Annotated in this window: 15 protein-coding genes; 9 read left to right on the top strand and 6 right to left on the bottom strand. The window is 66.7% G+C overall.

All coding sequences use genetic code 11. The annotated features are described in order from the left end of the window. Positions 1 to 2: 2 nt before the first annotated feature. Positions 3 to 1,391 carry a cysteine--tRNA ligase gene (gene cysS, locus ACXJLU_RS25185; RefSeq protein WP_457335705.1) on the bottom strand — a complete coding sequence of 463 codons (1,389 nt, stop codon included), beginning with the start codon at positions 1,389 to 1,391 and terminating at the stop codon, positions 3 to 5. A gap of 155 nt (positions 1,392 to 1,546) precedes the next feature. On the opposite strand from cysS, the gene ACXJLU_RS25180 reads away from it, so the two are divergent. The 6 genes from ACXJLU_RS25180 to ACXJLU_RS25155 are packed head-to-tail and all read left to right on the top strand — an operon-like array spanning position 1,547 to position 6,637. Further along, positions 1,547 to 2,620, top strand: a complete 1,074-nt coding sequence (locus ACXJLU_RS25180) for a tetratricopeptide repeat protein (RefSeq protein ID WP_457335703.1) — start codon at positions 1,547 to 1,549, stop codon at positions 2,618 to 2,620. Further along, positions 2,617 to 3,867 (top strand): L,D-transpeptidase family protein, encoded by a 1,251-nt coding sequence (locus tag ACXJLU_RS25175; protein WP_457335701.1) that lies wholly within the window; start codon positions 2,617 to 2,619, stop codon positions 3,865 to 3,867. The genes ACXJLU_RS25180 and ACXJLU_RS25175 overlap by 4 nt, the downstream gene beginning before the upstream one ends. A gap of 17 nt (positions 3,868 to 3,884) precedes the next feature. Next, complete coding sequence (locus tag ACXJLU_RS25170; RefSeq protein ID WP_457335719.1) at positions 3,885 to 4,448, top strand: peptidylprolyl isomerase; 564 nt, start codon at positions 3,885 to 3,887, stop codon at positions 4,446 to 4,448. 1 nt (position 4,449) lies between these two features. Continuing rightward, positions 4,450 to 4,950 carry a peptidylprolyl isomerase gene (locus ACXJLU_RS25165; protein ID WP_457335699.1) on the top strand — a complete coding sequence of 167 codons (501 nt, stop codon included), beginning with the start codon at positions 4,450 to 4,452 and terminating at the stop codon, positions 4,948 to 4,950. A 49-nt stretch (positions 4,951 to 4,999) separates the two neighbouring features. Then, positions 5,000 to 5,812 carry a UDP-2,3-diacylglucosamine diphosphatase gene (locus tag ACXJLU_RS25160; protein ID WP_457335697.1) on the top strand — a complete coding sequence of 271 codons (813 nt, stop codon included), beginning with the start codon at positions 5,000 to 5,002 and terminating at the stop codon, positions 5,810 to 5,812. Positions 5,813 to 5,818: 6 nt separating this feature from the next. Beyond that, positions 5,819 to 6,637 (top strand): M90 family metallopeptidase, encoded by an 819-nt coding sequence (locus ACXJLU_RS25155; protein WP_457335695.1) that lies wholly within the window; start codon positions 5,819 to 5,821, stop codon positions 6,635 to 6,637. Between the two features lie 45 nt (positions 6,638 to 6,682). Here ACXJLU_RS25155 and clpA read toward each other — a convergent pair whose 3' ends face one another. Next, positions 6,683 to 8,986: an ATP-dependent Clp protease ATP-binding subunit ClpA gene (gene clpA / locus ACXJLU_RS25150; RefSeq protein ID WP_073466624.1), complete on the bottom strand. Its 2,304-nt coding sequence runs from the start codon at positions 8,984 to 8,986 to the stop codon at positions 6,683 to 6,685. Beyond that, a complete protein-coding gene (gene clpS / locus ACXJLU_RS25145) occupies positions 8,983 to 9,336 on the bottom strand; it encodes an ATP-dependent Clp protease adapter ClpS (RefSeq protein WP_073466623.1) in 354 nt (117 codons plus the stop codon). The genes clpA and clpS overlap by 4 nt, the downstream gene beginning before the upstream one ends. 225 nt (positions 9,337 to 9,561) lie before the next feature. Here clpS and ACXJLU_RS25140 point away from each other — a divergent pair, with 225 nt between their 5' ends. Beyond that, positions 9,562 to 9,843 (top strand): cold-shock protein, encoded by a 282-nt coding sequence (locus ACXJLU_RS25140; RefSeq protein ID WP_073466622.1) that lies wholly within the window; start codon positions 9,562 to 9,564, stop codon positions 9,841 to 9,843. Between the two features lie 215 nt (positions 9,844 to 10,058). Here the strand turns inward: ACXJLU_RS25140 and icd are convergent, their stop codons facing one another. Continuing rightward, a complete protein-coding gene (gene icd / locus ACXJLU_RS25135; protein WP_073466621.1) occupies positions 10,059 to 11,312 on the bottom strand; it encodes an NADP-dependent isocitrate dehydrogenase in 1,254 nt (417 codons plus the stop codon). 163 nt (positions 11,313 to 11,475) lie between these two features. Between icd and ACXJLU_RS25130 the strand changes: the two genes are divergently transcribed. Both ACXJLU_RS25130 and ACXJLU_RS25125 read left to right on the top strand, forming a co-directional pair. After that, positions 11,476 to 11,658 (top strand): hypothetical protein, encoded by a 183-nt coding sequence (locus ACXJLU_RS25130; protein WP_047508846.1) that lies wholly within the window; start codon positions 11,476 to 11,478, stop codon positions 11,656 to 11,658. Between the two features lie 129 nt (positions 11,659 to 11,787). Next, on the top strand, positions 11,788 to 12,240 hold the full coding sequence (locus tag ACXJLU_RS25125; protein WP_457335692.1) for a DUF192 domain-containing protein: 453 nt from the start codon (positions 11,788 to 11,790) through the stop codon (positions 12,238 to 12,240). Between the two features lie 84 nt (positions 12,241 to 12,324). Here the strand turns inward: ACXJLU_RS25125 and ACXJLU_RS25120 are convergent, their stop codons facing one another. Together ACXJLU_RS25120 and ACXJLU_RS25115 are read right to left on the bottom strand one after the other, a co-directional pair. After that, entirely contained in the window at positions 12,325 to 12,906 is a 582-nt protein-coding gene (locus ACXJLU_RS25120) for a Fe-Mn family superoxide dismutase (RefSeq protein WP_457335690.1), read from the bottom strand. 23 nt (positions 12,907 to 12,929) lie between these two features. After that, positions 12,930 to 13,507: exodeoxyribonuclease VII large subunit (locus ACXJLU_RS25115; RefSeq protein ID WP_457335688.1), on the bottom strand; the 578-nt coding region annotated here is incomplete at its 5' end.

Raw genomic sequence — 13,507 nt, 5'->3', positions numbered from 1 at the left:
GATCAGGCCTTCATCCAGGTCGTGCCTTGCGCAGAGTCCTGTAGCACGATGCCTTGCGCGAGCAGGGCCTGGCGGATGCTGTCGGCGAGCGCGAAATCGCGCGCCTTCTTCGCATCGGCGCGGGCCTGGATTTGCGCCTGGATCGCGGCGTCGTCGAGCGTGCTGCCACCCTGCAGGTAGCCGCGCGCGTTCTGCTGCAGCAGCCCGAGCGTCGCGGCCAGCCCCTTGAACAGCGCCGCCTGCTCGGGCGAGCGGCTCTTGTTCAGCTCGGTCGCGAGCTCGAACAGCACCGCCACCGCCTCGGGCGTGTTGAAGTCTTCGTTCATCGCGGCATGGAAGCGCGCGGCCTGCGGCTGCGTCCAGTCGACCGCGATCTCGGGCACGTCGAGGTCGACCAGCGCGGTGTAGAGCCGGCGCAGCGCGTTGCGCGCATCGTCGAGGTTGGCCGGGCCGAAGTTCAGCGGGCTGCGGTACTGCGTGCGCAGCATGAAGAAGCGGATCGTCTCGCCGTCGTAGTGCTTCAGCACGTCGCGGATGGTGAAGAAGTTGCCGAGCGACTTCGACATCTTCTCGTTCTGGCCCTGGTCGTTGACGACGTTCAGGAAGCCGTTGTGCATCCACACGTTGACGAAGCGCTTGCCGTTCGCGCCTTCGCTCTGCGCGATCTCGTTCTCGTGGTGCGGGAACTGCAGGTCCATGCCGCCGCCGTGGATGTCGAAGTGCTCGCCGAGGATCGCGCAGCTCATCGCCGAGCACTCGATGTGCCAGCCCGGCCGGCCGGCGCCGAACTCGCTCGCCCACTTGGCGTCGTCGGGCTCGGTCGGCTTGGCGGACTTCCACAGCACGAAGTCGAGCGGATCGTCCTTGCCGTCGAGCACGGCGACGCGCTCGCCGGCGCGCAGCTGGTCGAGCGACTTGCCCGAAAGCTTGCCGTAGCCGTCGAACTTGCGCACCGCGTAGTTCACGTCGCCGTTCGGCGAGCGGTAGGCGTAGCCCTTGCGCTCGAGCGTGGCGATCATCTGCAGCATCTGTGGCACGTACTGCGTCGCGCGCGGCTCGTGCGTGGGGGGCAGGATGCCGAGCGCGGCCACGTCTTCGTGCATCGCGGCCGTCATCTCGTCGGAGAGCTGGCGGATCGGGATGTTGCGTTCGAGCGCGCGCTTGATGATCTTGTCGTCGATGTCGGTGATGTTGCGCACGTACGTGACCTGGTAGCCCAGCGTGCGCATCCAGCGCGCGGCCACGTCGAAGGCCATCATGAAACGCGCGTGGCCGACGTGGCACAGGTCGTAGATCGTCATGCCGCACACATACATGCGCACGTGATTCGGTTCGATCGGCGTGAACACCTCGGTCTGACGCGACAAGGTGTTGAAGATGCTCAGGGTCATCGGCGGAGTGCTGCAGTGGAACCGCTCATAGGGCCTGGCCAGCGGGTCGAAGGGCTTGCAGCCACGGGGCTGCTATACAATTTTCGCAGTATAGCGGGCCGTTTCCGCACACCGTTCCGCCCTACGGCGCCCACCCAAAACCTCGCGGCCACCTGATGACCCCACGCTCCTCGCTCGTCGCCCTGGCCGCGTTCGCCGTGTTCACGATCGCTGGCACCGCGCGAGCCGACGAGTACGGCGATGTCGACAGCCTGCTCGGCGCGGGCCGGCTGGCCGAGGCGAACCAGAAGGCCGACCAGTTCCTGTCGGCCAAGCCCAAGGACGCACGCATGCGCTTCCTGAAGGGCCTGGTGCTGTCGGAGCAAGGCAAGTCGAACGACGCGATCGCGGTGTTCGTCAAGCTGACCGAAGACCACCCCGAGCTGCCCGAGCCGCACAACAACCTGGCGGTGCTGTACAGCAAGCAGGGCCAGTACGAGCAGGCGCGGCGCTCGCTCGAAGCGGCGATCCGCACCAATCCGAGCTACGCGACGGCCTACGAGAACCTCGGCGACGTGTACGCGAAGCTGGCCAGCCAGGCCTATTCGCGCGCGCTGCAGATCGACGGCAGCAGCACCGCCAAGGTCAGCCCGAAGCTCGCGATGATCCGCGACCTGTTCTCGCCGATGACGCGCTCGGAGCCGCCGGTGGCGGTCGCTGCGGCCAAGCCGGCGCCCGTTCCCGCACCAGCCCCGGCGTCCGTCCTTGTTGCCGCCGCGCCGAAGCCGGCTCCGGTGCCTGCCCCCGTTCCCGCACCTGCACCGGTCGCCACGCCGGCCCCTCCGCCCGCTGCCAAGCCTGTGCCGGCTGCTCCCGCGCCCGCGCCGACCGCTTCGTCGCCGGCTGGGTCCACCGAAGACGCGAAGGACGTGCATGCCGCCGCGCTCGCCTGGGCCGCGGCCTGGGCGCGCAAGGACATGGACGCCTACTTCGCGTCCTACATCCATGATTTCAACGGCGGCAAGACGCGCGCGGCCTGGGAGGCCGAACGCCGCGCTCGCATCACCAGCAAGCGCAGCATCTCGGTGAACCTGAGCGACTTCGACATCCGCGTGCAAGGCGACAAGGCCGTCGTGCAGGTGCGCCAGGCCTACAGTGCCGATGCGCTGAAGGTGTCCAGTCGCAAGCGGCTCGACCTGGTGCGCGTCTCCGGCCGCTGGCTGATCCAGAAGGAAAGCACCGGTTCGTGATCCGACGCCTGCGTGAGTGGTGCCGCCGCGCGGCACTGCCTGTCTGCCTGGCGCTGCCGTGGGCGGCGGGCGTGGCCGTGGCTGCACCGCCTGCGGCGTTGAAGCCTGCCGTCGCGCGCAGCGGCGTGGCGAGCGCGCCGGCCTCGCCCGAGGCACGGCTGATCGAGGTCTACCAGCTGATCCACGACGGCGATGCCCGCACCGCGCTCGCGCGCGCCGAGGCCCTGACACGCGAGGTGCCGAACTTCCAGCTCGCGCAACTGGTGTACGGCGACCTGCTGCTCGCACGCCGGCAACCGCTCGAGGCGATGGGCGCCGCGCCGCCCGAACTGGCCGCTTCGTCGCCCGACCAGCTCGCGCAACTGCGCCAGGAGGCCACCGTGCGGCTGGCCGCCCTCACCGAGCGCCCGCCGGCCGATGCGGTGCCGCGCCAGTTCATCGACATCCCGCCGAGCACCCGGCACGCGATCGCCGTCGACGCGAGCCGCTCCCGCCTGTACCTGTTCGCGAACGACGCGAAGGGCCTGCGCCTGATCGCCGACCACTACGTCTCGCTCGGCAGGCTGGGTGTCGACAAGAAGGAGCAAGGCGACCAGCGCACGCCGCTCGGCGCCTACTTCATCACCAGCCGGCTGACGAACCAGCAGGTCGCCGAGTTCTACGGCCCCGGCGCGCTGACGCTGAACTACCCCAACGAATACGACCGCCGGCGCGGCAAGACCGGCGGCGGCATCTGGCTGCACGGCGTGCCGCCGGCCAACTTCGCACGCGGCCCGCAGACCACCGACGGCTGCGTGGTGCTGGCCAACCCCGACTTGCTGCGCCTGCTGCGCGAGGTGTCGCCGCGGCGCACGCCGGTCGTGATCGCGCCGAAGATCGAGTGGGTGGCGCGCGCGCAGGTGGCGCAGGAACGCGTCGCGGCGCATGCGATGGTCGAGCAGTGGCGCATCGCGCGCTCGCAGGGCGACGTCCAGAAACTGCTGGGCTTCTACTCGCCGCAATTCCAGAGCGGCAGCGCCGACCTCGCACAGTGGTCGCAGATGGTCGACAAGGAACTGCAGGCCACGCGCGGCCGCAGCGCCGAGCTGAAGGAGATGTCGATCCTGTCGTGGCGCGACACCGGCGAGGTGCTGATCGTCACGTTCGGCGAGGTGCTCAGCGGCCAGTTGACCGGGCCGCTGAAGCGCCAGTACTGGGGCAAGGAAAGTGGACAATGGAAAATATTCTTCGAAGGAGTGATCTTGTGAGAACCCTCAAGTCATGGATGCCGCTGCTGGCGGCCGGCGTGGTCGGCGTCGCCGGCCTGACGAGCAGCCTGGCGGCCCACGCCCAGCAGAAGGTGAAGCTCGCGACTTCGCTCGGCGACATCGTCGTCGAGGTCGATGCGGCGAAGGCGCCGAAGTCGGCGGCCAACTTCCTGCAGTACGTGAAGGACGGCCACTACAACGGCACGGTGTTCCACCGCGTCATCCCCGACTTCATGGTCCAGGGCGGCGGCATGACCCCCGACCTGAAGGAAAAGCCCGTGCGCGCGCCGATCCCGCTCGAAGCCCGCAACGGCCTCGACAACACGCGCGGCACCGTCGCGATGGCCCGCACGATGGACCCCAACTCGGCCACCTCGCAGTTCTTCATCAACGTGAAGGACAACGCCTTCCTGAACGCCGCGCAATCGCGCGACGGCAACGGCTATGCGGTGTTCGGCAAGGTCGTCTCGGGCATGGACGTCGTCGACAAGATCCGCGCCGTGCAGACCGGCAGCAAGGGACCGTACCAGGACGTGCCGGTCCAACCCGTCATCATCAAGCAAGCCACGCTGGAGAAATAACATGAGCAAACTCGTCGACCTGGTCACCAACCACGGCACCATCCGCATCGAACTCGACGACGCCAAGGCGCCGCTGTCGGTCAAGAACTTCCTCTCGTACGTCGAGAAGGGCCACTACAGCGGCACGGTGTTCCACCGCGTCATCAAGGGCTTCATGATCCAGGGCGGCGGCTTCGAGCCGGGCATGAAGCAGAAGCCGACCGACGCGCAGATCCAGAACGAAGCCGGCAACGGCCTGAAGAACGACCACTACACGCTCGCGATGGCGCGCACCAGCGTGCCGCATTCGGCCACCGCGCAGTTCTTCATCAACGCGACCGACAACGACTTCCTGAACTTCAAGTCCGAGACGCCGTCCGGCTGGGGCTATGCGGTGTTCGGCAAGGTCGTGGCGGGCCACGACATCGTCGACAAGATCGAGCAGGTGAAGACCGGCAACAAGGGCGGCCACAGCGATGTGCCGGTCGAAGACGTCGTGATCACCGAAGCCAAGGTGGTCTGAGCCCAGCGCGCTCCCACACCGCCCGCCACAACCTGCAGTACGGGGTTTCATGTCGCGCCAGACCGCCGTTGCACCGCCGCCGTTGCCCAGCCTCTGGGAGTACGCAGTGCCGACCGACTGGCGCAGCGTGGATTTCATCTCCGACCTGCACCTGAGCGCCGACACGCCGCGCACCTTCGACGCCTGGTCGGCCTACCTGCGCACGACCGACGCCGACGCAGTGTTCATTCTCGGTGACCTGTTCGAGGTGTGGGCCGGCGACGACAGCCGCCACGACGAGTTCGAGGCGCGCTGCGCCAACGAGCTGGCCGAGGCGGCATGCCGCCGCACGGTCGGCTTCATGGCGGGCAACCGCGACTTCCTGGTCGGGCTCGACATGCTGCGCGACTGCGGCGTGCTCGCGCTGCCCGACCCGACGGTGCTGCAGGCCTTCGGGCTGCGCGTGCTGCTGACGCACGGCGACGCGCTGTGCCTGGACGACACCAAGTACCAGCAGTTCCGCGCGCTGGTGCGCAGCGAGGCCTGGCAGCAGGATTTCCTCGCGAAGCCGCTCGACGAGCGCCGCCGCTTCGCGCGCGCGGTGCGCAACGAGAGCGAGCAGCTCAAGCGCAATCTTCCGACGCCGATGGACTGGGCCGACGTCGACGGTGCCGCCGCGGTGCGCTGGCTGCATGAAGCGGGCGCGACGACGATGGTGCACGGCCACACCCACCACCCGGGCAGCGAGCCGCTGGCGCCGGGCATGCTGCGCCACGTGCTGAGCGACTGGGAGCTCGACCACCCACCGCATCGCGCCGAGGTGCTGCGCCTGAGCGCGCGCGGCTTCAGGCGCATCACGCCACCGGGCGTGGCGCTTCCCTGAACCGCCGTGCTGGTGCGCCTGGCTTCGGCGTGGCGGGGGTGGCGCGAGCGCCGCACGCTGGAACGCCGTCCGATTCCCGACGCGCTGTGGGCCGAGACGCTCGAGCGCTACCCGTTCCTCGGCGACGTCGATGAGACTGACGCCGAGCAGTTGCGCCGCTTCGCGACACTGTTCCTCGCCGACAAGCAATTCCACGGCACGCACGGCGTGGTCGTCACCGACGCGATGGCGGTCGCGATCGCCGCGCAGGCCTGCCTGCCGGTGCTGCGGCTCGGGCTCGGCTGGTACGACGCCTTCGTGCTGATCGTCGTGCACCCCGACGAGATGCTGGCGAAGCGCGAGGTCGTCGACGACGACGGCATCGTGCACGAGTACGAAGAGGCGCTGACCGGCGAAGCGCCCGGCGCCGGGCCGATGACGCTGTCATGGCGCGACGTCGCCGACGCGCAGGAGAACCCGGAGGACGGCAGCGGCTGGGCCTACAACGTCGTGATCCACGAGTTCGCGCACGTCATCGACATGCGCGATGGCCGCTCCGACGGCATCCCGCCGCTGCCGAGCAAGGAGGCGCACCTGCGCTGGCGCGAGGTGATGCCGGCCAGCTACGAACGCTTTTGCGGCGAGGTCGATCGCGACGAGGACATCTTCATGGACCCGTACGCCGCCGAAGGCCCGGACGAGTTCTTCGCGGTGGCGTGCGAGACCTTCTTCGTCGCGCCGCTTGACCTGCAGGCCTGGGATGCGCCGCTGTACGCGCTGCTGCGCGACTTCTTCGAGCAGGACCCGGCGGCGCGCTTCCCGCTCGCCGATCCACCAGCGCCATGACAAACGGGGCCCGCAGGCCCCGTTCCGGATCACGACTCGCGAAGATCAGGCCGTCGCCGGCTCGGCCTTCGGCTTGTCGATCTTCTTGGCCGGCTGGATGTCGAGCACCGTCTTGCCGTCGGCGTCCACATCCACCGTCAGGCGGCCGCCGTCGACCAGGCTGCCGAACAGCAGCTCGTCGGCCAGTGCACGACGGATCGTGTCCTGGATCAGGCGCTGCATCGGCCGCGCGCCCATCAGCGGGTCGAACCCCTTCTTCGCCAGCAGCTTGCGCAGCCCGTCGGTGAACGTGACCTCGACCTTCTTCTCCGACAGCTGGCCCTCGAGCTGCAGCAGGAACTTGTCGACCACCCGCAGGATGATCTCTTCGTTCAGCGCCCGGAAGCTGACGGTCGCGTCGAGCCGGTTGCGGAACTCCGGCGTGAACAGCCGCTTGATGTCGGCCATCTCGTCGCCCTGCTCGCGCGAGTTCGTGAAGCCGATCGTCGACTTGTTCATCGTCTCCGCGCCCGCATTCGTCGTCATGATGATGATGACGTTGCGGAAGTCGGCCTTGCGCCCGTTGTTGTCGGTCAGCGTGCCGTGGTCCATCACCTGCAGCAGCACGTTGAAGACGTCCGGGTGCGCCTTCTCGATCTCGTCGAGCAGCAGCACCGCATGCGGCTTCTTCGTGATCGCCTCGGTCAGCAGGCCGCCCTGGTCGAAGCCGACATAGCCCGGAGGCGCGCCGATCAGGCGGCTGACGGCATGGCGCTCCATGTACTCGCTCATGTCGAAGCGGATCAGCTCGATGCCCAGGATGAACGCCAGCTGCTTCGCGACCTCGGTCTTGCCGACGCCGGTGGGGCCGCTGAACAGGAACGAGCCGATCGGCTTGTCGGGCTTGCCCAGGCCCGAGCGCGCCATCTTGATGGCAGCCGCGATGGCCTCGACCGCCGGCTCCTGGCCGAACACCACGCTGTTCAGGTCGCGGTCCAGCGTCTTGAGCTTCGAACGGTCATCGCTCGACACGCTGGTCGGCGGGATGCGCGCGATCCTCGCGACGATCTCCTCGACCTCGTTGCGGGTGACGGTCTTCTTCTGCTTGCTCTTCGGCAGGATGCGCTGCGCGGCACCGGCCTCGTCGATCACGTCGATCGCCTTGTCCGGCAGGTGGCGGTCGTTGATGAACTTGGCCGACAGCTCGGCCGCGGCCTGCAGCGCGCCCAGTGCGTACTTGACGCCGTGGTGCTCCTCGTACTTCGACTTCAGGCCCTTCAGGATCTCGACCGTCTCCTCGACCGACGGTTCGACCACGTCGACCTTCTGGAAGCGCCGCGACAAGGCCGCATCCTTCTCGAAGATGCCGCGGTACTCCGTGAAGGTGGTCGCACCAATGCACTTCATTGCACCCGAGCTGAGCGCCGGTTTCAGCAGGTTGCTCGCGTCCAGCGTGCCGCCCGACGCCGCGCCGGCGCCGATCAGCGTGTGGATTTCATCGATGAACAGCACCGCGTTCGGCTGGTCTTTCAGGTGCTTCAGCACGCTCTTCAGGCGCTGCTCGAAATCGCCGCGGTACTTGGTGCCGGCCAGCAGCGCGCCCATGTCGAGCGAGTACACGTTGGCGTCGGCCAGGATCTCCGGCACGTCGCCCTGCGTGATGCGCCATGCGAGGCCCTCGGCGATGGCGGTCTTGCCGACGCCGGCTTCGCCAACCAGCAGCGGGTTGTTCTTGCGGCGGCGGCACAGGATCTGGATCACGCGCTCGACCTCGAGCTCGCGGCCGATCAGCGGATCGATCTTGCCGTCGCGCGCCAGCTGGTTCAGGTTCTGCGTGAACTGGTCGAGCGGCGAGCCCTTGCCTTCGCCCTCGTCCTTCTCGCCCTCGGCGCTCGCCCCGCCCTCGCTCGGCTTGGCCGGCTCCGGCGGATCGGTCTTCTTGATGCCGTGCGCGATGAAGTTGACGACGTCGAGCCGCGTCACGCCCTGCTGGTGCAGGTAGTAGACCGCGTGCGAGTCCTTTTCGCCGAAGATCGCGACCAGCACGTTGGCGCCGGTCACTTCCTTCTTGCCACTGCCGGTGGACTGCACGTGCATGATCGCGCGCTGGATCACGCGCTGGAAACCCAGCGTCGGCTGCGTGTCGACCTCTTCGGCGCCGCCGACGGTCGGTGTGTTTTCCTTGATGAACTGCGCGAGACTCTTGCGCAGGTCATCGATGTTGGCCGAACACGCTCGCAGGACCTCTGCGGCGGACGGGTTGTCGAGCAGCGCCATCAGCAGGTGCTCGACAGTGATGAATTCGTGGCGCTGCTGGCGCGCCTCGACGAACGCCATGTGCAGGCTGACTTCAAGCTCTTGCGCGATCATGCGGCCTCCATAATGCATTGCAACGGGTGGCCGCCCCGACGGGCAGCGGCCAGCACCAACTCGACCTTGGTTGCAGCGACGTCTTTCGTATAGACGCCGCAGACTCCGCGGCCCTCTTTGTGAACCTTGAGCATGATCTGCGTCGCGGTTTCGAGGTCGCGCTGGAAATACTCCTGAAGCACCATCACGACAAACTCCATCGGTGTGTAGTCGTCGTTGAGCAGTACCACTTGGTACATGCGCGGCGGCTCGGTCTTCGCGGCTTGCCTTTCGGCCACGACCGCCCCTTGCCCATCGTCGGGTGTCGGCCCCTTCAGCGGCTCGGGCGGTATCGGTTTTTCCTCGGGCATGGAACCATTCTATAGAGTTGATTTCGCAGTGCTCACCCGAACGGATATTGCGACATCCGAACGAACTGCAAGGGTCGGAAATGCATCACAACGTGCCCATTGTTCTCCGAGAAGGCCGCGCATGGAATGCATTTGGTTGCATGGCCCTGAACCCTGGTTTGCCGTGCCTTGACAGTCACCAAAGTGGCGCACAAAATTCTTCGCTCACAGGGATAGGAGACCAATATGGCCCAGAAGTTGTTCGGAACCGTGAAATGGTTCAATGATGCGAAGGGATTCGGCTTCATTGAACCCGAAGGGGGTGGCGAGGATGTGTTCGCACATTTTTCGGCCATCCAGAGTGAAGGCTTTCGCACGCTCAAGCAGGGCGGCCGCGTGAGCTACGAAGTGGTGCAAGGCCCCAAAGGCCAGCTCGCGCAGAACATCTCTGCGCTCGATGCACCCGAGACGGCACCGCATCGCCGCAGTTCTGTCGGTGTGGCGGAGTCCTCAGCCGCTGCAGCCTAGAGGGCGCAGAACCCGCGCCGCGCAGGCGGCGTGAACGCTGCGGGCCCAGTGATTCGTCTGGTGCGGAAGGCCTTCATCGGCTTCCCGAAGCAGACGGCGCTGGGCCGCTTTCATTGCTGGACGCTGCTGCGCAACGCCCAAGAAAAAACCCCTCGCTCCACGCAGGAACAAGGGGTTCGCAGACCACCGCCAGGGCCGAAGCCGCCGGCGCACGATCACATGTGGTCGATCATCACCTGGCCGAAGCCCGAGCACGACACCTGGGTCGCACCGTCCATCAGGCGGGCGAAGTCGTACGTGACCTTCTTCGACAGGATCGACTTCTCCATCGAGCTGATGATCAGGTTCGCCGCGTCGCTCCAGCCCATGTGGCGCAGCATCATTTCGGCCGACAGGATCTCGGAACCCGGGTTCACGTAGTCCTTGCCGGCGTACTTCGGCGCCGTGCCGTGGGTGGCTTCGAACATCGCGACGGAGTCGCTCAGGTTCGCACCCGGGGCGATGCCGATGCCGCCGACCTGGGCCGCCAGCGCGTCGGAGACGTAGTCGCCGTTCAGGTTCAGCGTCGCGATCACCGAGTACTCGGCCGGGCGCAGCAGGATCTGCTGCAGGAAGGCATCGGCGATCGAATCCTTGATCGTGATGTCGCGGCCGGTGGTCGGGTTCTTGAACTTGCACCACGGGCCGCCATCGATCAGCTCGGCACCGAATTCCTTCTGCGCCAGGCCATAGGCCCAATCACGGAAGCCACCTTCGGTGTACTTCATGATGTTGCCCTTGTGCACGATGGTCACGCTGGGCTTGTCGTTGTCGATCGCGTACTGGATCGCCTTGCGCACCAGGCGCTCGGTGCCTTCGCGCGAGACCGGCTTGATGCCGATGCCCGAGGTGTTCGGGAAGCGGATCTTCTTGACGCCGAATTCGTCCTGCAGGAACTTGATCAGCTTCTTGGCCTTGTCGCTCTCGGCCTCGAACTCGATGCCGGCGTAGATGTCTTCCGAGTTCTCGCGGAAGATCACCATGTTGGTCTTCTCGGGTTCCTTCACCGGCGACGGCACGCCCTTGAAGTACTGGATCGGACGCAGGCAGACGTAGAGGTCGAGTTCCTGGCGCAGCGCAACGTTCAGCGAGCGGATGCCGCCGCCGACCGGCGTCGTCAGCGGGCCCTTGATCGACACGACGTACTCGCGCAGCACCTGCAGCGTTTCTTCGGGCAGCCAGACGTCGGGGCCGTAGACCTTGGTCGACTTCTCGCCGGCGAAGATCTCCATCCAGTGAATCTTCTTGCTGCCCTTGTAGGCCTTCGCCACCGCGGCGTCGACCACCTTGATCATCACCGGGGTGATGTCGTAGCCCGTGCCGTCACCCTCGATGTACGGAATGATGGGGTGGTCGGGGACGTTGAGCGAGAAGTCGGCGTTGACGGTGATCTTCTGCCCACCCTCGGGCACCTTGATGTGCTGATACATGAGATAGCTCCGCGCGCTGCTGATGTTGGAGTGACTGGGAACGGACCGCACTGAAGCCGGCGATTCTATGTCACGTCCCGTGTCAACCGACATTCGAGAGCCCGCGTTAGCGGCGGGTCGTCCACCGATGGACGGCGGATCCAAACTTTCGAAAGGTATTCACATGAACAAGATTCTGGCCGCCCTGATTGCTTCCCTGTTCGCTGCCGGCGCTTTCGCCGCTGACGCCAAGCCCGCTGAAGCCGCCAAGCCGGCTGCATCGGCTGCCAAGGCCGAGAAGAAGGCCGAAAAGGCTGAAGCCAAGAAGGCCGAGAAGAGCGAAAAGGCTGCTTCGGCTGCCAAGTAATTCAAGCGAAGCCGGGCTCGCGCCCGCTTCACTGAGTTGCATGAAGAACGCCCGGCCCGTGCCGGGCGTTTTTCTTGGGTGCTCGCTACACTCTGCCGCCGCTTGTCGAAACGAACACCCCGCCGGACCATGAAGACCAACGCCTCCCGCCTGCTGGCCCTGCTTGCCCTCGGCCCGATCGTCACGGCCGCGCTCGCGCAGGACGCGCCGCAGCAATTGCCCGCGATCCAGGTCACCGCCGGCATCCACAACATCCAGGCGCAGGTCGCGCAGACCCCCGACCAACGGGCCACCGGCCTGATGTTCCGCCGCACCATGGGCACCAACGACGGCATGCTGTTCGCGTTCGAAGACGCCGGCGTGCAGTGCTTCTGGATGAAGAACACGCTGCTGCCGCTGTCGGCCGCCTTCATCGCCGACGACGGCACCGTCGTCAACATCGAAGACATGAAGCCGCAGTCGCTCGACTCGCACTGCTCGAAGAAGCCGGTGCGCTTCGTGCTCGAGATGAACCAGGGCTGGTTTGCCAAGCGCGGCATCAAGTCGGGCGACAAGCTGTCGGGAACGCCGTTCGGGCGCTGACACCCTGCACCTCGCGCCGCTCGCGCAACTCCATGAAAAAAGCCGGTCCAGGGACCGGCTTTTTGCTGGGCGACGACCGTCAGCTCAGGCGAAGTTCTTTTCCGCGAACTCCCAGTTGACCAGCGAGGTCAGGAAGACCTCGACGAACTTCGGGCGCAGGTTGCGGTAGTCGATGTAGTAGGCGTGCTCCCACACGTCGATCGTCAGCAGCGCCTTGTCGGCGGTGGTCAGCGGCGTGCCGGCTGCGCCCATGTTGACGATGTCGACGCTGCCGTCAGCCTTCTTCACGAGCCAGGTCCAGCCGGAACCGAAGTTGCCGACGGCGCTCTTCGTGAACGCTTCCTTGAACGACGCATAGCTGCCGAACTTCGCGGTGATCGCCGCGGCCAGCGCGCCCTTGGGCTCGCCGCCACCGGCCGGCTTCATGCAGTTCCAGAAGAAGGTGTGGTTCCAGATCTGCGCGGCATTGTTGTAGATGCCGCCAGAGGCCTTCTTGACGATCTCTTCCAGGCTCAGGGACTMGAACTCGGTTCCCTTCTGCAGGTTGTTCAGGTTCACCACATAGGCGTTGTGGTGCTTGCCGTAGTGGTACTCGAGCGTTTCCTTGCTCAGGTGCGGGGCGAGTGCATCTTGCGCGTAAGGCAGCGGCGGCAGYGTGTGTTCCATGCGAATTCCTTTCGGGTATCGAGTCAGGTGGGGCGGATTGTAGGCAGAGCAGACGCCGGTTGCAGGGGCGCGTCCGATGACGTCACTCGCGTCACGTCCACTGTCGCGCGGCCGTCCGACAGCACGGCGCCCAGCCGCTGTCCGATCGACAGTGCCGCGACGCTCGCGATCGGCGCGCCCTGCTCGTCCTCGAGCCACGCGTAGCCACGCGCGAGCACCTGGCGTGGGTCCACGGCCTGCAGCCGCGCCGCCAGCGCATTGGCGCGGTGCCCGGCGCCTTCGGTGCTGCGCTGCAGGCCGCGCGCGAGCCGCGGCGCAACCGTGTCGAGGCGGTGCACATCGGTTTGCAGGCGCCGATGGGCACTCGCCTGCAGCCGATGTGCCAGCCCCTGCAGGCGCTGCGCCGTCGCCCGCACGCCCTGCCCCGGCCGCGCAAGCCGCAATGCGGCGCGGTCGATCCACTGCGATTGCTGGTCGAGCACGTGGTGCACGCGGCGCTGCATCAGCGTCGCGAACGCGGCCAGCATCTCGGCGAGCTCGCGCGCCGGCGGGGCCGCCAGCTCGGCGGCGGYGGTCGGCGTCGGCGCGCGCAGGTCGGCGG

The organism is Rhizobacter sp. P5_C2 (assembly GCF_054049715.1).
Note: the sequence above shows the minus strand (reverse complement) of the source record. Positions and strands in the feature narration are given on the sequence as shown.